At 42.9% G+C, this 18,305-nt stretch carries 22 protein-coding genes and 1 pseudogene; 4 read left to right on the top strand and 19 right to left on the bottom strand.

From position 1 onward, the window contains the following. The 7 genes from ACUVJL_RS39755 to ACUVJL_RS39725 form a co-directional block, all read right to left on the bottom strand. Positions 1-731, bottom strand: a 731-nt coding sequence (locus tag ACUVJL_RS39755) for a hypothetical protein (protein ID WP_445250852.1), incomplete at its 3' end; no start/stop codon positions are given. A gap of 359 nt (positions 732-1,090) precedes the next feature. Continuing rightward, positions 1,091-1,786 carry a tyrosine-type recombinase/integrase gene (locus tag ACUVJL_RS39750; RefSeq protein WP_445250851.1) on the bottom strand — a complete coding sequence of 232 codons (696 nt, stop codon included), beginning with the start codon at positions 1,784-1,786 and terminating at the stop codon, positions 1,091-1,093. Positions 1,787-2,213: 427 nt separating this feature from the next. After that, positions 2,214-2,513: a hypothetical protein gene (locus ACUVJL_RS39745; protein ID WP_445250850.1), complete on the bottom strand. Its 300-nt coding sequence runs from the start codon at positions 2,511-2,513 to the stop codon at positions 2,214-2,216. A gap of 23 nt (positions 2,514-2,536) precedes the next feature. Beyond that, entirely contained in the window at positions 2,537-5,575 is a 3,039-nt protein-coding gene (locus ACUVJL_RS39740; protein WP_445250849.1) for a DUF3987 domain-containing protein, read from the bottom strand. Positions 5,576-5,809: 234 nt separating this feature from the next. Further along, the gene (locus ACUVJL_RS39735; RefSeq protein ID WP_445250848.1) at positions 5,810-6,040 is read right to left on the bottom strand and encodes a hypothetical protein; all 231 of its coding nucleotides are present in this window, start codon (positions 6,038-6,040) and stop codon (positions 5,810-5,812) included. Positions 6,041-6,327: 287 nt separating this feature from the next. After that, positions 6,328-6,555: a hypothetical protein gene (locus ACUVJL_RS39730; protein ID WP_445250847.1), complete on the bottom strand. Its 228-nt coding sequence runs from the start codon at positions 6,553-6,555 to the stop codon at positions 6,328-6,330. A 126-nt stretch (positions 6,556-6,681) separates the two neighbouring features. Beyond that, the gene (locus ACUVJL_RS39725) at positions 6,682-6,954 is read right to left on the bottom strand and encodes a hypothetical protein (protein WP_445250846.1); all 273 of its coding nucleotides are present in this window, start codon (positions 6,952-6,954) and stop codon (positions 6,682-6,684) included. 392 nt (positions 6,955-7,346) lie between these two features. Here ACUVJL_RS39725 and ACUVJL_RS39720 point away from each other — a divergent pair, with 392 nt between their 5' ends. Together ACUVJL_RS39720 and ACUVJL_RS39715 are read left to right on the top strand one after the other, a co-directional pair. Next, positions 7,347-7,640, top strand: coding sequence for a hypothetical protein (locus tag ACUVJL_RS39720; protein WP_445250845.1), 294 nt, complete (start codon positions 7,347-7,349; stop codon positions 7,638-7,640). Positions 7,641-8,159: 519 nt separating this feature from the next. Then, positions 8,160-8,747 (top strand): hypothetical protein, encoded by a 588-nt coding sequence (locus ACUVJL_RS39715; protein ID WP_445250844.1) that lies wholly within the window; start codon positions 8,160-8,162, stop codon positions 8,745-8,747. Between the two features lie 185 nt (positions 8,748-8,932). On the opposite strand, the gene ACUVJL_RS39710 is transcribed toward ACUVJL_RS39715, so the two are convergent. The 10 genes from ACUVJL_RS39710 to ACUVJL_RS39665 form a co-directional block, all read right to left on the bottom strand. Beyond that, positions 8,933-9,952 (bottom strand): hypothetical protein, encoded by a 1,020-nt coding sequence (locus tag ACUVJL_RS39710; RefSeq protein ID WP_445250843.1) that lies wholly within the window; start codon positions 9,950-9,952, stop codon positions 8,933-8,935. 62 nt (positions 9,953-10,014) lie between these two features. Next, complete coding sequence (locus ACUVJL_RS39705) at positions 10,015-10,920, bottom strand: hypothetical protein (protein ID WP_445250842.1); 906 nt, start codon at positions 10,918-10,920, stop codon at positions 10,015-10,017. Between the two features lie 5 nt (positions 10,921-10,925). Then, entirely contained in the window at positions 10,926-11,465 is a 540-nt protein-coding gene (locus ACUVJL_RS39700) for a hypothetical protein (protein WP_445250841.1), read from the bottom strand. A 5-nt stretch (positions 11,466-11,470) separates the two neighbouring features. Next, on the bottom strand, positions 11,471-12,730 hold the full coding sequence (locus ACUVJL_RS39695; protein WP_445250840.1) for a replication initiation factor domain-containing protein: 1,260 nt from the start codon (positions 12,728-12,730) through the stop codon (positions 11,471-11,473). Position 12,731: 1 nt separating this feature from the next. Continuing rightward, entirely contained in the window at positions 12,732-13,916 is a 1,185-nt protein-coding gene (locus tag ACUVJL_RS39690) for a hypothetical protein (protein ID WP_445250839.1), read from the bottom strand. 91 nt (positions 13,917-14,007) lie between these two features. Beyond that, a complete protein-coding gene (locus ACUVJL_RS39685; protein WP_445250838.1) occupies positions 14,008-14,418 on the bottom strand; it encodes a hypothetical protein in 411 nt (136 codons plus the stop codon). 342 nt (positions 14,419-14,760) lie between these two features. Further along, positions 14,761-14,967, bottom strand: coding sequence for a hypothetical protein (locus ACUVJL_RS39680; protein ID WP_445250837.1), 207 nt, complete (start codon positions 14,965-14,967; stop codon positions 14,761-14,763). A 7-nt stretch (positions 14,968-14,974) separates the two neighbouring features. Next, positions 14,975-15,259: a hypothetical protein gene (locus ACUVJL_RS39675; RefSeq protein WP_445250836.1), complete on the bottom strand. Its 285-nt coding sequence runs from the start codon at positions 15,257-15,259 to the stop codon at positions 14,975-14,977. A gap of 121 nt (positions 15,260-15,380) precedes the next feature. Then, complete coding sequence (locus ACUVJL_RS39670; protein WP_445250835.1) at positions 15,381-15,992, bottom strand: hypothetical protein; 612 nt, start codon at positions 15,990-15,992, stop codon at positions 15,381-15,383. Position 15,993: 1 nt separating this feature from the next. Continuing rightward, positions 15,994-16,263 carry a hypothetical protein gene (locus ACUVJL_RS39665; protein ID WP_445250834.1) on the bottom strand — a complete coding sequence of 90 codons (270 nt, stop codon included), beginning with the start codon at positions 16,261-16,263 and terminating at the stop codon, positions 15,994-15,996. A 180-nt stretch (positions 16,264-16,443) separates the two neighbouring features. Here ACUVJL_RS39665 and ACUVJL_RS39660 point away from each other — a divergent pair, with 180 nt between their 5' ends. Both ACUVJL_RS39660 and ACUVJL_RS39655 read left to right on the top strand, forming a co-directional pair. Then, positions 16,444-16,704, top strand: a complete 261-nt coding sequence (locus ACUVJL_RS39660) for a hypothetical protein (RefSeq protein WP_445250833.1) — start codon at positions 16,444-16,446, stop codon at positions 16,702-16,704. Further along, positions 16,704-17,348: a TraX family protein gene (locus ACUVJL_RS39655; RefSeq protein ID WP_445250832.1), complete on the top strand. Its 645-nt coding sequence runs from the start codon at positions 16,704-16,706 to the stop codon at positions 17,346-17,348. The genes ACUVJL_RS39660 and ACUVJL_RS39655 overlap by 1 nt, the downstream gene beginning before the upstream one ends. Positions 17,349-17,517: 169 nt before the next feature. Here ACUVJL_RS39655 and ACUVJL_RS39650 read toward each other — a convergent pair whose 3' ends face one another. After that, positions 17,518-17,979, bottom strand: coding sequence for a hypothetical protein (locus ACUVJL_RS39650; RefSeq protein ID WP_445250831.1), 462 nt, complete (start codon positions 17,977-17,979; stop codon positions 17,518-17,520). Positions 17,980-18,070: 91 nt separating this feature from the next. Beyond that, positions 18,071-18,305: pseudogene (locus ACUVJL_RS39645) on the bottom strand (hypothetical protein); the annotation flags it as partial.

Below are 18,305 nucleotides of genomic sequence, written 5' to 3'. Positions count from 1 at the left end.
GCGTCGGGTGTTAATTTCTCGGAAAGGGTGGCGGCCGGAGCAGAATTTTGTTTTAGCTCGGAGAGTTCCGCCTCAATTTCCTCCCGATCTGCACGTTCTGTCTCAAGTTGAATTTCAAATTCATCCATCCGAGCCTGCTTCTCTTGGAGCCTCCGGGATTGCGATTCGTCTCGATATTTCAAGGCTTTAAGCTCCTCCTCTAGCTTCTGCCTTTCTTCTCTGCTTTTTATGATTAACAAGCGATTGCGCTCTTTCAGGTTTTCGATTTCCTGGTAGAGATGCCCCGTGGTTACTGCGGGGCGATTCTCAAGCTTCTCCTTGTCCCGCTTTGCCGCTTCATACTTATCCTCAAGCTCGTCGTAATTCGCTTGAAGCATACTAATTTGAAAATGAGCATCAGCTAAAGCTTCCTCTCGAGTGAAACCGAAGATAGCAGCATGAGCCAGAGCTTCCTCTTTAGTAGTCAGAAAGTGAGTGACCGTTTCCATAAACGGCAAAACGTCACTCTCTGGTTGTTCTGTCATTTCAATCTTATCACTGCTTACCGTTTCCATAAGCGGGATGTTACCGAATGCCAGTGCCTCTAAATAATCGTTGCGACTCATTGCCGCTTTCTCAGCTACAGCGGCCAGCCATTGCCAAGCATCATCTGTAAGATTGACCGATCGCACCTTGCGGGGGACTTCTGATTTGGGCGCAAACTTGCCTGATGTGTCCCGTACTTCGTTCATTGCCGTTTCCATAAATGGTTGATATCTCCATCTAACCATTTCTATAAATGGATGTCAAGGCTCTTGGCCAACCATTTCTATAAATGGAGGAATCGCCACAGCACCCATCAAAATATAAATTTTTTAAAAGCGATCGGTCGTTACCTTAAAGTTGTAGCCGATCGCTTTTAAAAAACCTAGCAGATTGAATTAGTCCGCTCGAACCGTTTCCATAAAAGGTTGAGACTGCACTCGAACCATTTCTATAAACGGTAAATCCTGCCAAAACCCATCAAACCTCAACACACCAGTGACTGATTGCACACAAAATCGATCCTGATGTAAAGAAATTTCAAGTTGGGTTTATTCTCAACAAAGGGCTAGTCAATCTCAATAACTGGAGTTTTTAAACTCTCTGAGGACTGGATTAACCGCCGTTGGGGCAATTCTAGCTCTGCATCAGAATACTGCGCTTTTCTGATATATCCGAGAGCTGAGAGCGAGTTCGCCGCGCCTCTGACTTGGGCGTCCCCAACTTCTAGATATTCTTGCAGGACGGCGAGCGATCGGTGACCGCTAAGCTTTTGGATTACTCGCAAGGGAATGCCGGCGTTGCTCATCTGGGTCAGTGCGGTGCGACGGAAACTGTGGGTGCTGAATCCTTCCATCCCCACTCGCTTCACAGCTTCTGCCAAGATGTGACTGGCAGATTCTGGATGGAGGTGCCGCCAGTGGTGGTTAGTGTGGCGGCCTGGAAACAGATAAGTTGCTCCGGCGCTCGGCTGCCAACTCGCAAGCAACGATCGCAAATCTTCGATAACGGGGATGGTTCGCGTCCCCAGTTTTCCTTTGGTGCTTCCTTTGCGAATTATCAACTCGGGTCTGACCCGGCCGTTTGTTGCGTAAACGTCCTTGGTCAACAGCGAACAGGCTTCGGCAATTCGGCAAGCTGAGAACAAGCACACCCCGAACAAGGTGCGATCGCGATCGCTCTGCAAACCATCGTTAAACAGCAACTCAATTTCATCTAAGCTCAGCACCGAGGCCTGCCCGTGTCGGTCAATTTTCACTACCATGTCGCACAAACTCCTTGCAGCAATTAAACATCATTTTGAAGCTTCCCAGCACATCTGCTCAGGGAAAAAAAGCCGTTTATAGAAACGGTTGAAGCTTCTCCCACAGCGTGCGTCGCTCGAGCCCAGGAGCCGATAGAAAATTCCCCCGGTGTCAAATGGGATCGAGTCTCCAAGCCGTTTATAGAAACGGTTGAAGCTTCCCCCGCGGCGTCCGTCGATCGAGTCCAGGAGGCAATCAAAGTTCAAGCCCAGGAGCCAATCAAACTACCGACCAAAAATTCCCCCGGTGTCAAACTCGATCCAGTCCAAGAGCCGTTTATAGAAACGGTCAAAGATTCCCCCGGTGTTGAAGTCGAACAAGCCCAAGAACCTACACCACTACAGCTTCCGTAAATCTTCCGACTTCAGCCAGGTTGTGTATCCAGCGTCAAAAGAGGAACTCGCCATGAATATCTTTGCCACGAATAAGAAACCATTGGCTAGAATTTATAGCTCTGACTAAAAGTCCTTCCACCAAAGGCTTTTTGTTATCTGTCAGCAAAAATTGGCTGGTAATACCGTCGGCTTCCATCATTGCTTTGACTGTTTCAACAGGAATAAACCCATCCTCCTCAAATTTTTGCTTTGCCTCGTCAATTAGCCTTGCACCTTCTGCTAGAGCCTTAGGTGAATAATTTTTGGTATACGCCAATTCTTTTGGTGTCACTGCCCTGTCGTGTCCGATCATCGCCTTACCTCCGCAACATTCCTTCAGCTTATAATTTCCAACTCCTCGGGCTTCAGCCATGTTGTGAGAGAGCCATCGGGCTTAACGCACGCTATCTCGAAGTATTCGTCCATACTGTAAACCTCTAGCTCCAGCCCTTCATACTGTTCGGCGTACTTAGAGTCACCGACATATTTAACTCGCGTACCCTGCAAAAATCCAGCTTTAGCCAAAAGTTTAAGATTTTTGCTTTCGCTAGGAGCCAGGGCGTTTTTAACTTCGTTCCTCAATTTTGCCTTCGCCTTGCCCTGCAAAGCTTTTGTAATTTCTAGAGCGAGCGGTCGGTCAAAGTTTGCGATCGCCTTTCTGATTTGTTCTGCAAATTCTTCAGGTTCGGTGAGGTTACTCAGCAATAAGTTTTCTGTTTTTTCAGAAGGTGGTGAAATGTATCCCACATATCCCACAGTAGGGTCTAAAGCCTTACTGGGTAAAGGTTCGGAGTGTGGGATACCCATTCCCACAGTTATCCCACAGTTCCCACAGTCAGGATCATTTACTGTGGGAACTGTGGGATAAGTTTTGAGACTACTGTGGGATACCTGAAGCCTTTCTGTATCTGGGTTTGAGACTACTGTGGGATATGTGGGTGTGGGAATTGTAGTTACTGTAAAAGAAACAGATTTTTTTACTGTGGTCACTTCGCCGTATTTCATTTCCTGAAGTTCAGAAAACCACTCGCGAACCGTTTGGGCTGTCGGCCGCTGTTTGGAAAGAAAAAGGTTTTCTCGTGCTTCACGGATTGTTATTGTTCCCCCTTTCCGTTCTGCTGCTAGTAAAATTTTTGTCAAGTTGGGAGCCAGGGCCGAACGATCAGAAAATTCTGTGTACAAAGTCGCAACCTGATCGGCTGCAAATTTTACAAATCTCGCTGCTGCCTCAACTGCACTGCGGGAAATGTAGTTTGTTACCTGTTGCCCGTTAAAAACGCTGGTCAGAGTGTGGATTATAGTTGCGAGCTTTCCCACCTTCTCAGGCATTTTCCCGAGTGCACCTCTCAAGCCTTGTTTAGATTCCGCTACCCTTCTCTTGTGACACTCAAGAGTAAAAATTCGGTGGTACTCCTTGGCTTCGCGATCAAACTCGAAGCAAATAGCCGGCAAAGCATCAATTTTCTGGTAGAGATCTGCCAGCATCGGCGTCACGTCAAACCGACCACTGTCATCTTCTGGCAAGTTAGGTACTGCTAATGGCTGAAATACGAAATCGAAGCGAGCAAATTTACCGTTGCTGTCCGAGCAATCTTTGAGCAAGCCAGCAAGCACGTCGGGCTGGATTGTACCAAAAATACTCAAGCCTACAGCTTCAACACTTGCGCGCACTCCCAACGCCCTAAGCACTGTCGTACCTGTCCCGTTCCAAAACGAGAGCATATCCTCTTCATCAGAACCTTTGCCACCCCTGTATTGATTGCCTGATTTAAACACGCCCGCCAGTTCATCACAAAAGTACATTAATGCCTGGTCGGGAAACTCTGCCTGCTGGTAAATTATTCCTTCTCCAGTTGTTTTATCAAAACTGTAAATCCGTTGCCTCGGCGGCTTGGGAGCGGGGCCCCGATCGTCCTCTTTTTTGGCTGCCTTCCAATTATTCAATTCAGCCTCATAGTTTGCTTGGGCTTGCTCAAATTCCTTCTGTGCTCTTTCCCGCAACACCCGCATCGGTCGAACAATGATTGCTACGGGTACTGGAGTTTTTAACTGTGAAACTTCGGCAACGATGCCAGCAAAATAATTTGGTACGCAGCGCCAGTCGGTATCGCGCCGGAGCACTGTTTCTGTACCCACTTTAAAAAGGCTGGCTACCTGCGTTAATAGAGCTGCGAGATAGCACTCTGCTCGCAAGTTCAGCATTGTGGCCAACTTTTCGATTGGCTGTGCCAAACCCACAGGTAGCACTTCGGTCAGTACAATTGAGCTTTTGTTAGCGCTCAGTAAAGCTTCAATCTCTGTCGCCACATCTAAGCGATCAGCTTCCTGTTCTTGCTCTTGTTCGCGCTCGCGGTAAATTTTCCAGATATCAGCAGAAGAGATGCGAAACTTTTGGGCAAGCTCAGAAATTTTAAGCTGTAGCTGAGATTTCTTGAGGTCGGAGTCTAGCAGCGCTTCAATTTCTCCCCCAAGTTCGGAGATTTCGGAAACTTGAAACTGAGCAGGCCACACAACCTTTGACGCTGCTTGTGGAGTTGGAGCTAGAGCATTAAAAATTTTCTTTTCCCCGATCGCCACTTTTATGTCGTTGGGAGAAATTTTTTCTTGTTCGATCCAGTCGAAAATATCAAGCCCGTCTTTTTCAGGCAGATTTTCCCAGACCTTGCTTTCGGGAAACGGGTACAGCCACTTAGCCGCAGGAAAATGTTCGGCAACTTTTTCGGCGTGCTCAATTCCTTTTTTGTCTCGGTCAGGGACTATTATGATAAGCTTTGCACCCTGCAAGTCCAGAGAATCGGTAAGCGTAAATTTGCCACCGCCACAGATATTAGTAGTTGCGGCTATTCCCAGCTTCCATAGAAGATCGGCGCAAGGTTCGCCCTCAACTATAAAAATTACCTCGCCTCTTGCGATTGCCTCTCGAACCTCGGCGTAGCGATAAATTGGGATACTGGCACGGGCAACATCACCCCACCCCGTTACCCAGTCGTTCTTATCTTTATCCCAGTGCTGTTGCTTAATATCCTTCTTGCGACCGTCACCAAAGTCGATTCGGCGCACTCGGACGAGTAAAGAACCGTCACGCGCCGGATATTCCCAGTAGCGAGTCTGGGCGGTCCGAATAGGTTTCTCGGTTTTTTCTTTGAGAACATACTTACCGCAACGACCGTCAGAGCTTTCGCCGTTGAAATGCCACAGGTCGGGCTGCTGAGTTTTCGCGTGGTTAAAGTTTTGATGACACAGAACCAGCTTTCCATCACGGCTGATGCGACAATCTTTATCCTTGGTGCGTCCGCAGACAGGGCAAGGGTTAGATTTTGATGAGGTCAAAAGATTTGATGCAAAATTTCCCCCAGTGGGGTAAGATAAAGTCATCAGTTTAAGGTCTCACCGCCTGGTGAGTGTGAATCCAAAAAAGCCGCTGCCGTTCGACACCAATCTAGAGCAGCGGTTTTTTGGCGTTTATGGATATGAAAAGTTTAAGGCTCACACGGCAACAACTGGCAACCGCTTCGGTAAATTTTGGCGTCGGATGTTGCCAAAGCTTTCGATTAATCCACAATCTAGGCAAAAACGCCCGCCAGTCAAAATTTTTGCCAATTGCTTAACCTACTCGTCTTCATCCGGATCAGGAAGCTCATCCTCTTTATTTACAGGCAAAGCAATGCCGTAAGCTTCCAGCATTGCTTCCCAAGTAGCAGTTTTGCTGAGCTTGCCAAACCGCTTGGCGTCTTCGTTGCCAAAACCACAATCAAAAGCGATCGCTTTAAGTTGATCAATGCGACGGTAACTACCAAAAGGCTCAGCCATTGGATTGACTAAACTTATCTTGGAAACCACACATTAAGTGTTGCGATCGTCCGTAAGAACGACCCCCTGTAAATGTCATACTTTTTAAGCTCCAAACGTTGTTTCGTAACGGTTTGGGGAAGTCGTGACTTGGCTAGCGGGCTCAATCGCTAGTCAGTCGCGCATCAGCCTTCCTCATTACTTACAATTGCAGTATTTCAGCCATTTTGTCAAGGAATAGCTGTAAATTTTTATAGGCTGAGCTAGCTTTCCATCAATGGATAAGATGAAAAGTCCTTGTCCGTTTCCATAAGCGGATAATTAGAGGTTTCACCGTTTCAATAATCGGAACTTGCGCCATCAAAGTACCACAGGTCAGGCTGTTGAGTTTTGGCGTTGTCAAAGTTCTGGTGGCAGAGAACCATCTTACCGTCACGGCTGATGCGGCAATCTCCATCCTTAGTACGTCCGCACACCGGGCAGGGGTTGAACTTGCTGCTGCTAGTAAGATTTCCGCGATCGCTTGAAAATTGCACGTTAGTTGAGTTATCATTATCAACAGACATTTGATTCTGCTCGCCGCACAGCGAGTGTGATTACCAAAAGCCGCTGTTAGATTCTTGCTACAGATAACAGCGGTTTTTTGGCGTTTACAGGTATTTGAAATTTAAGCTTGAGAGAAAAAAAACAACCTAAGAGTTTTTATCAGGCAAAGAAGCTGGCTCACCATATACAAAATCTGCAGGCCCCAAATCAAAAACTTCATAAAGGCGGTTCAGAACTTTCTGGCTAGGAACATAAAATTCCTCGGTCATTAGTTTTAAACAAGTACCGTCTGCTAGATCAGTTAACACTGCCAACTTATAAGCAGTGATTTCTAACGGTGATTCGTTCGGCCATCTAGCCTCAAAAATGTGCCGACACTTGGTAGTTAAAATCTCAGGAAATCTATTTTTCAGGGTCATATCAAAAAACAACAGTCATATTTTAGCTTAAAACTTTGCGTTAACGCAAAATTTTCCTCTAAAGTAACTATTGTGGTAAAGAACATCAGGCAAGCTTAGATTTTCACTCCTTCGCTTGCCTACCACGCATTATCTCAGGAATCAAACCTGTCCCACCAGGTTCTGAGTCCCTTCGCTGTCGGGTGGAGCAACGGCAGTTTTTCCTAAACTAAGCCATTTCCATAAACGGCTAGTATCGGGAGTCACCCCGTTTCCATAAGCGGATGATGTCGAAGGATGTACCGTTTCCATAAACCGCTGGGATTGGGAGTCGTCCCGTTTCCGTAAGCGTATAATATCAAAAGCTATACCGTTTCCATAAACGGATAACGACAGAAGTCAACCTCAAAAAAATGCTGAACAATTCCAACAAAACGCTGCAATTAGTAGAAGTGATCGCCCAACAGTTAGCGGCGAACCAAGACCCGCTGGCAAAATACAAAGCGCTGGAATATGCCGCCAACCACATCATGCTGCTGCCAACTTCCAAAATTAAAGAGCTGACTGGGGCAAAACCTAGGAAAAGTCGTTTTCACAGAGGAATATTTGTCTTCAGCAAGACAGAAGATAAAATCGGACGAGAAACAGCGTGGCGAGTTCAAATGACACCAAGCGCATATAGACCAGGACAAACACAACAATTTTAAAACGTCGCCACTCACGCCACAATCGATGACCACTACGCCCCCGCAACCGCTGACCGCTGCGCTAATTTTTCGGCGTCAACTTGTCCGCCACAGTCCCCTCTACTTACAACAAGCTCTACAGCGGACAAGCTGCCACTCGAAAAATTTCATCGGCTGCTTAATCTAGATTTTGGGAGTAAATTTTTGAAATTTGATAGTATATCATGTTTTGTGTTTTTGTGGGATGTTTACCGGGTATCACTCGACCCGGTTATTTTTTGCCTTGCGGGCCTGCGGCGCACCCACAACGCGGCCGGGGGGGCGTGCCACGCTTAGCTGCTCCCCCGGCCCACGACTAGCGATCGCAAAACCACTCTAATCATTTATTGAATGCTACACATTTAAAAAAATATAAAACTACTGAAAGCTATATTTTATATAGCTTTGACTATTAAGCCCCGAAGCTTCTTAAGTGTAGCAGTGCAATATAAAGTAAAAGCGATCGCTAAACTAAAATCAAAAATTAACTGAGGCGAAATTATGAAACCGTGCCAACTAGGATATATCTGCGAGTTAACAGCAAAAATAAATACTAATAAGTGGGGGGAAGAAATTTGCGAGAATCGAGAAGCTTGCGAAGAATGGGCGCTATCGTGGGGACTACCGTATACATATAGCGCAGAAGAAAAAAAATTAACAGTAGAATTTAGACCGACGAGATATTATTGGCTAAAAGTCACAACATACCGCAATGACGGCAATATATTCGGAGCAGATTGCAAAATTGATGGAATGAAGTTTGGGCTAAGCATGGCAGCATCAGAGCGGATGATATCGGAATATGGAGGCGATGAATTAGATGTTAGAGAAATAATAATTCGAGCGCTTAGCGAAGAAGGATGGGCAGAAGCAGTCTCGATCGAAATGCAACCAAAAATAAGTAGAGACGGAATAAAAGCAATTAAACCAACCTTATTAAGAATGATAGGAAAATTTAGAAAGTTGATAGTTGAAAAACTAAACAGACACCAAACGCATACCAAACGCATACCAAACGCAACCCAAAGTCAACCAAACACAGCCCAAACACAGCCCAAACACAATGTAGACACTGTAGACATACTGTAGACGCAATCCAAACACAATGTAGACACTGTAGACATCAGGATCAGAACAAATTGAAAAGCACAAAGTACCCGCATAATTATGAACCCCCAAAACAAGACGATCGGGAATCATAGCATTACCAATCAAAACACGGGAGCCAGGTTTCTGATAGTGCATAGTGTTTACACTGTATACAATGGTTTAAATCAAGGTGTCTTACGCTGTCTTACAATGTCTACATTGTCTACAGTGAGAGCGCGAGTAATCGCCCAATACATTAATTGAGGTCTACCATCCCAATCATAAAGCTCAAAAGTTGACGTGTACTCAGGATCGATAACAGCAGCAAACCATGTTGTCGGAAAATTGCCCCATTCCACAAAATGCAACGCCCCAGCGCGGAGAGCGTCACGGTGAAAGATGTAAGCTTGATGCGCGACAAGGGCACGGCGAAAGCGATCGGGGATAAATTGCTCGAATCGATCGAGTAGGCGCATACGAGGAGGAGTTGCGCCCCCGTAAGCTATTCTCGGTTTCCATAAGCGGTCATATATTGAGAATTCGGTTATACCCCATTTGACGCGATGACGGCGACCAAACTCACCGAGAGCAGGAATAAGCCAGCCGTGATATTCCCACCAGTAAACATCGATCCACTGGAGATGTACTTGCAAGCCAATCTCAAAAGACAAACCGGGATGTCTAGCGGCCAAAGCCAAAAACCAGGTAGTGAAATCATCAAAGCTTTTGGGATTAGAAAATAGCATATAGGGTTCATTTACAATAATGCGGGAACCCCTAGGCAATTTAAACAAAAAGGTATCAAGACTTAAAGTAACAGGGGAATCAAGCTGAGAGCCGAGAAAGTCGCGATTAGTCAAATACCAATCGTCCAAAGTAAAACATTTAAAGTTAGGAATTCGGCGATCACTAAATGAGATACGGTGGGCGCAACAATTCCGAGTTTTGCACCAGCGTTCAAGTCGGGGTGCTGGTTCTTTCCAATCAGCCCGTAACTGAAACTCGGGAATGAACAAAGCAAACTGAGGTTCGATTTTTGCCCAGGCCGGACGTAGGGAATGATTTTTAGGGTCAGGACCACTAAAGATTTTCATGCCGGAGACAGCAGTTCCAAGCTCAACCGAAGAATTAAAAGGAATTTGAAAAGGACGAAAATAATACTCAATCAACAAAGTATAACAAGCAATTAAAAGTAAAGTAAACAAGTTAAATGCAATCCCCAATTTGAAAGATATAAAAATTAATCTAAAATAATAATTCATAATTATCACTTAACAATTTTACTCCAACCAGGACGCCAACCCCTACACTCTGCATCAGTAGACTCAGAGCGCCAATATCCTTTATCCCATCCTTCAACTGACTCTAAATTTTTCCATTCTTTATCCTGCAACCCTCTGTATCGGTCACCATTAACTAAATAATAAGAAATTGCACGGGACTTAACAAAAGCATCAGGTAAAAAAGGATTATATTCAACTTTAACAGGAAGAGTCGGAGCATCCTGAGAATAGGCTATGATAAAACAGCCTTTAGCATCAGTAAAATTGCCCCCAGGACTTGCCCAGATTACCTGAGTCCAAACCTTTTTACCAGGGGGACAGTCTGGAGCAGTACAAGCAGGATAACTTTGAAATGTTGGAGGGGAAGGAGGTACAGGCTCAGAACCAGCAGCGGCTCTAGCTTCACGGTAAATACGATCAGATAAATCGCGATAGCACGAAGAACATAAAAAACCGCAAGTTGAACCAGAATAATATGTACACTTTTGTTGACAAAAACTAGCACAAATTTTAACAGCGTCATTTGCAGCAAAGAGCCTATTTAAAGCCCTAGAATAAGACTCAGTCCAAGCTATAGCAGCGCGCGCATAAGGTGCATAGGTAATTTGATAGCCCGCCATTAAAGCTCGATTAGCTTCATCAATTGCCCTCATTTGTGCGCGATAAGCTTCGCACTCAGGGCTATTTGCTCCAGCATTAAAAAATCCAGTCACTGAAACTAACAAAGCAATAATCGGCAACCAAGAACTAACAATGCTGCCCAACCCAAAACCAACAAGATATGCAGCAGTACGAGCAGAAAGCAAACCTACTGATGTTGCAGCAATTGGTGCTGCTTGAGTAATCAAAAGACGCAGACCGCCCGCAACTTTAGCGAAACGAAGGAGCATAAATATTATCTTTTTACTAATTTCCAGGCTTTAACTAAACCCGCAATTACCATAATAGGAATGCCCGTATTATACATGACAACCGCGGCGTAACGGAGAATTGGGGAATTCACCGAATTAATAGCGGCAATAATTTGGGGAGGAATCCTTATAGAATCAGGGCTAGAAGGCATTAAATCAAGAACTGTACTTGACAAAGCAGATCCAGCATTTTTATTGAAAAGACAATGATATTCCTCAATTTCTGCTGGAGTTAAAGGTCGCCTAGACGTATTTGAAAGATAAAATAAGTCGGGATTAGTTTGATTTTGTGTACCGTTAATAGATACAAGCTCAAGGGGTTTATTTTCAGCCCGAATATCCCTAGTATAAAAAGCTTGGCAGAGAGAATTTAAATTAGTACCAGTAGGTACATTGCCCATCCCATAGGCAGCAATAATCATCTCTTTAGTATCAAGCTGTATCATTTGTAAAACACACCATGTATAAGTAGGTGGTGGCGGTGGTGGTGGTGCTGTAGCAATAAGAAAAGATAGAAGAAGCATAATTATTAATCACCAAATATAAATCTAAGCCCCAAACCCATAATAATAAATGGTCTTAAAGCCTTAACAATCATGCCAGGTAAGCATATTTTGTCAAAGTTCAAACCGCTATTGATTTGGAAGCACCCATCGCCGATATTATCCAGATAAGCTTGCTCGGTTGGTGTCGGGTTGACTATATCGACAGGGAACTTTTGCTTTAACTCAAAACCTAGGGGAACAGGAGCGGGACAAGTTAAACCACCCGCAATCGCCGAAGTTTGAGCGCAAATTAAAACAATACTCGCAAGACCAACACCAAAAGTAAAACCTAGAGCTTTTGCATTTGACAAAATAGCACGATGACGAACACCCATTTTACGCTTCCCAACCTGTAAATTATTTTGAATAAATCTATCAAATTGCTCAGCACCCATAAATTCATAAATCATAGCTAAAGTAGGAGCGTGTTTTTCAAAAAATTTAATTGATTTCTCAATATCCAAATGCAAAGTTGGATTAGGAACATTAATCGAACCACGTTTATATTTGCTAAAAAATAAAATATTGGGATGATTCGTAGTAAAAGTAACTTGACCACAAACAACACCATTAAGAAAATTTGGGTACTCATTAACAGAAATTTGAGCTAATTTCTGCATAATCCAAAGAGCGCGATCGCGTTTAAATTCACCTTCTAAACGGTCAAACTCATCGCCATTAGAAAAACGCTTGCAGTAAATTCTTAAACACCGAGTAGACTCACGACTACCAATGTAAACAGTATTACCATCATTAGACCCAACATTACTTATACGCCTAACTTTTTTGTAACCATATAATAAACCATCTTCGATTAGTGACTCCCAATGATGAGCAAACAAGCGGGGATTTTGAAGAGGAAAATCTAAAGCAATATCAATCCGATTAGCAGTAAAAAAAGTATCTAATTGAGCAAAATATAGCAAATTAGAAACTTTATCAAAAGATAAACCATCAAGTGTAGAACCATTCAAATCAATCAAAAAAGTAAATGGATCATCAATTCCAGTAGGTGGATACTTAACACATAGTAAACTACCCTGAAATTCCCATGATTCATGCCAGATTTTATTAGCAGCTAGCACATTAGTTTCTCGAGCATCCTTAACAGAAGATAATTGTTGTTTCTCAAAAGGTAAGGCAATAATTTGTCTAATCTTTCTGAGAAATAAAGGGTCATAAGTAACAACTTGAAATTTAAGCCAATCTATTTTTACGTTACGGGGAAGAGTTTCAGCATCCATATCATTTAAAAATCCGAGTAGGTAAGTAAAACGCGAGGAGATACGAACCAAAAAATATAAAAGGATGTCTTGGCAAAAATCCACTAATAAGAAAACCGACAACACAGAAAATAAAACTTAGAAAAAGTCGAAATGCCATTTTATATGATTTCTTCATCTCATCATCAAACTTAGACCAAGTTTTAAACTCTTTAGATATTGCCATGTCGAGCTTAACTAAACCCTTATAACTGGTCGCAGGCATCCACCGCCAAAGCTTAATTAAATGAGATTGAAAAGGGTGTATACCATCAATAGGAACCTCACCGATAATCTTCCAAGCAGTAAAGGGATTATTGCTACTTGCCTCATATATAGCTTTTCTTTTTTTACGATCGGATTCGTAAAATTCATCAAGCTTTTGGTCAAGTTCAGAAAAAGAATAGCCCTCAGCAGCTATCTGATCGATCGATAATTCCTTATTAGAATCAGGATAAATTACAAACGGTTGATAGCCGAATTTTTGGTCGGCGATAACTTTTTCATCCTGTTTTTCTAATAACAAAAAGCTATCATAAACCCGAAAAGTCTGGGCATCTTCAGCACTAATTACACCTTTCCAATGCTTCTCGGCAAGCACCATGCTTTTAATAGGATTTTTTCGCAACCGGGGATTGTTATACCAAACATCAAATTCGGCAGGCTTGAATAAATGGACATCTTTAAACATCAAACTATCATTGCGAAGCTTATCAGACCAAACAACAACGCCCTCAGCATAGATAATTTCTGAACAGATTTTATGAATAGAAGAATGCACTTGAGTAGGATATTGAGCAGCAAATATTATATGCTGCAATCTCTTCCTATTATTTGCGACGGCGTTGTGCGCTTCTGCTGGCAATGTCCACGACTGACACGACGGAGCATATAAGCCCATCTCATCCAACAAAATAACAGCATTAGGAATTTGGAGAAATTGAGCAAAGTTCTTGTTACTTGAAACATAGTAAAATACACCATTTGGCATATTATCAAGCAACCATTTAAAATTATTGATTTTTAGATAATAAGCCAATTGAATAGGGTTTAATTGAAAATTAGTAACAACCCTTAGTTGATACTTGTTAGCAAGTTTTAGCCCCCATTGGAGCATCCAAAGACTCTTACCTCTCCCAGGCAAACCATATACACCAGTCACAGGCATTTTTTTATCTCCTATTAAAAAGGCGATCGGTGCTGTTGTTTGATGCCGATCGCCTTAATGCAGTGCGAATTATAGAGTCACTCTACGGGCATCACACACGGCTAAGAACCATGTTTAAAACCCTGAGAGTGACCATGAAACCCATAGGCGCTAAGGCAACGCCGAACGCTGCAAGTCCAATACCATCGATCGCCTTAATCATGTCGATGGCGTTTTTTACGCCGTTTTCGATCGTAGTTTTAGCGTTGGCAGCGGCATCACTACCAGCAGAGCCAGTAGCATAAGCACCACCAGCACCCAAAACAGCAGCGCCAGCAGCTAAGGCGGCACCACCAACAGCAACGCGGGAAAGAGCACATTGATGGCGGTAAAAAAGGTCATTGAGCCGCTGCACATCATCATCGCTGATAGTGCGAAAGCGCAAATCGGAGGGCGAATTCTCAAGCGGATCATCAGGAGCGGGAGCATTAGCTTCAGAACGTTCTAAAAGTTGAGTCGGCATCGGTTTTAAGGAGTGACTAATGAATATCAACAGGAAATTAAGAGGAAATTAACAGGGATTTAACATCAATACCGCACCCTGTAATCGGTATCGCGCAGTCGCAATAACTGCGGAAAAAAGGTAAAAGTTAATCATTTGATAATGAAAGAAGAGGGCAGAGGAAAAACGCAACTATTAACAACTGTCATCTGAGCAGTAACGATAGCTGAGTAAGTAATAAGGCAAAAAATCACTTGAAACAGTAAAACAAAGCGAGTATCAACAAATTTATTAGGTAATTGTTGATATCTTTCTGCCGTAGCATAAACAGCCCTGGCAAAGCGTAAAGAAAAATCTCTCATATTAATCCACAAAACGCTTAGCGATAACAATAAATGCAAGTGTGCTGGAAGCAGCCAAACCCGCCTGCATTGCCCAATCCATCGAAAAGTCAATAACTGTCTTTACATCAGTCTCAATAAATTTCATTGCAGCAGCAGCATTTTGGTCAATGTTGCTAGTTGAAAGTAATAGAGAACTAGATAGAAGAAGAGAAGCAAAAAAGGACATTATTTGATTAACCTCTCATTCGGATAGCTATACCAAAAGCGCAAGCAATAGCCATAGCACCAAAGTGGTCAGCAATAAAATCTTGGGTACTAGCTTTCATATTGGCGGCAAATGCTTCGGGAGTACCTAAAATTACTCTCATTCGGGCAACTGCCTGCTCGCCAGTAATCCGATCGTCAGAAGCAGAAGCTAAAAAGCGGACAGAATCGCCCAAAAGCCAAATATCACCACTGACAGAACCAGAAAATGAGGCCAAACAGCGAGAACTATTACCATCAAATCCATTATTCATCACACCTCAATCAACAAAAAGTTTGACAACTCTCAAAATTAGTCCGAGGCAGAAGAACTGAACTAACAGAATGAACAAATTTTCCCAGATAAACGAAACGATAAGATTTACTAAATCTTCATCAGTGGGAGCTTCCACCGTCAGCAGAAACAGACAATTCTTGATAATCATCACTAATGTCATGAAAAGATGCACCAGATTCTAAAGATTTCTGATGAGCAGCCCACTGAGCAGCGGTAGCTGTAAGAAGGTCGAAATAGTCCTTAAAAATGCCAGCTTTATCCCCAAAAGCCTTAATTGCACCATCCCAATAGCTGGTTACATTCCCACTCTGATTAAATCCTGCTGGCTTAATTGCAATCAGGAAATAATAAGATTTACCATTAATAAGCCTGTTAAGGTCAAGCCCAGGAGTAACACCAAGTTTACAATTGTAAGGATTGATAATTTCACTTGCGACCATATCGAGAGGAGTCTCAAGGCTGCTAGCACCTGAGAATTTAGTCATCGCAACCATAGAATTTTGCAAATAAGGCAAACATATAGTCGCTTTAGTAACCCCTTTCTCGTTAGTCTCAGCGCCGATCCACATAGCCCAACAAGCCATGACGGGATAACCAGCTATTAAGGTGGTTTTCATCCCACCAGCTTTTGTGGGGGAATTACTGCCAGCACCAGCAAATTTAAGTAAATCGGTTAGTAGCTGACGGCTTTCTGTATCAACACCGGCCATTTTAATTACTCCTCTTATTTTCGTAGTAACGCTTCAAAAACTTTTGAGCCCAGCTTTCTTGAGGTGGATCTTGCTGCTGGGGTTGCGGCTGAGGTGTTGGCGGAGTATAAGACGGAGCCGGAGCCGGAGAAGAAGCCGGAGCCGGAGCAGACGCAGAAGCTAAAACAACGCTTTCGACTGGCGGCGGTGGCGGTGACGGTGGAAACGAAGCAGCGCCAGGAAACGGGGACGAGCTAGTAACAACAGCAACAGCTAAAACCAAATCAATCATCAAAGTAACTCACAAAATCAATAAACCTATATTCAGGGATAGAAAATTAATTAACAATGGTAAAATCGCTTAACTTTTAATAAATGGTTTTAGTAGAGTAAACACTTATCTTTTTGTAAAGGGGTTGACTAAGAAATAAAGACTCAGTAAAATATTTTAATCAAGTAAGAAGCTAAAAATATGAGCAGAATAGATTGCTTGGTGTTGGCAAGCTTAGAAAAAACTAGCCTTTCACTAACTGGAATCACAAACAAAATAGCGTCAAGTAACATAAAGAAATTACCTACAAGAATAGGTATACACGCCAGACTTAAAAAATTAAACAGCGAAGGCTTTGTTATTTTTAACTGGCAAGAAGGACAAAAAATATACACAATAACCAATAAAGGACTTTTAGAAATCAAACAATTTATAAATCAATTAATGAGGCTCGCAGCATAATGAACCAAAATAAAATTAAATGGTTAGCACTAATTCTAATGGTAATAGACCATATCGGATTCGTAGTAGAAGCCGAACCGATGCGAATCTTTGGTCGATTTAGTTTCCCATTATTTGCATGGGTGCTGGCTCAAAACTGGAAACGGCGAAAGCCAAACAGTAGCGCCAAACCTTTAATTACGAGATTAGTGTTATTTGGAATAATTTCTCAGATTCCCTACATAATACTCTTCAACAAGTTAAATTTAAATATATTGATTAGTTTTGCATTAGTTGTAATAACATTTACACAAATTCACAAGGCTCAAGCAAACAGAAAAATCGTAATAGTGATACTAGGATTAGTAGCAGCTCAATTATGGGGAGTGGACTACGGGTGGTATGCGGTGGCGTGTCCGTTGCTAATGCTGAACTTAAAAGGGAAAGGTAATCAAATGTGGTGGATTAGTTGGATTCTGATCAATACCATCTATGCAGCAACCTCAGGCTATTTTTTGCAAGTGTTCGCAATCTTGACGCCGCTGATATTAGCGTATCACAGCCCAGCAAAAGACCGAAAGCCGACGGCGATCGAGAAAAAATTTTTCTATTACTTTTACCCCATCCATCTGGCGGGACTAGCAGCACTGAAAACAATTATCTAAACAAATGAAAAAACAACTTAACAATAAAGAACTACTTGAACGAAACAAAATTTTAACAAGAAAATTGAGAGATAGTATTAAATACTACTCACAAAGAATTAATAATCTTGAAAAAGAAATTAAGAGACTCAAAAATCTAATTCAAAAAACGGGTGGGGATTCACTCTAGCTAAAACTCGTGAGGATTGTTGTCAACCCCCAACGAGTCAAAAGGGATAGGGTCAACTTCCACCTCCACAGCAACATCGTCCGACTCGTCGGTAGTGGCTGTCTTCAAAGCCAGGTCATCACTAATATTCAGCGTGTATGTGTACGCTCTGGGGTCTATTCCTAATCGCTTTAAAAAGTTTTCTAAGAGCTGCAGTTGGTGACGAGCCTGCTCTATTCTATCCTGTAAATCGTCAAGAGTGTTCTGTTCCTTTTCGCGTGCAGCTTCCAGTGATTCCAAATCTAAAATTAAGCGATTTTCGGCATTGGCTTTTTCCAGTAGCTCATCTACTTGGGCTTTGATACGGGGATACTCTTCGGAAAGGCTATTTACTTCGGAACTAATTTCAACCTCGCCTTTTTGGTCTAATCGACCCCAAGAATTAGCTCGATAAGTCGGGACGGAAATTTTAACGTTCAACATTAGGTTAAATAAAATCTAAACTGAGCATTCTAAAATTACGATCGCAAATTTACAGCCACCTGTCAAGTGATGGCTGTAAAGTTTTATCACCTCAGCTTTCCAAAATCTCTAAGATGGCTTCCAAGTCCGCCAAATCGGTTTTTGATTTTTTGCGCATGGCTCGGAGCTGGCTAAGAATTGTAGCTGCGTCGGGTGTTAATTTCTCGGAAAGGGTGGCGGCCGGAGCAGAATTTTGTTTTAGCTCGGAGAGTTCCGCCTCAATTTCCTCCCGATCTGCACGTTCTGTCTCAAGTTGAATTTCAAATTCATCCATCCGAGCCTGCTTC

The sequence above is a fragment of the Microcoleus sp. OTE_8_concoct_300 genome, from assembly GCF_031383065.1.
GTDB lineage: Bacteria > Cyanobacteriota > Cyanobacteriia > Cyanobacteriales > Microcoleaceae > Microcoleus.
This window is presented reverse-complemented; position numbering and strand designations above follow the sequence as displayed.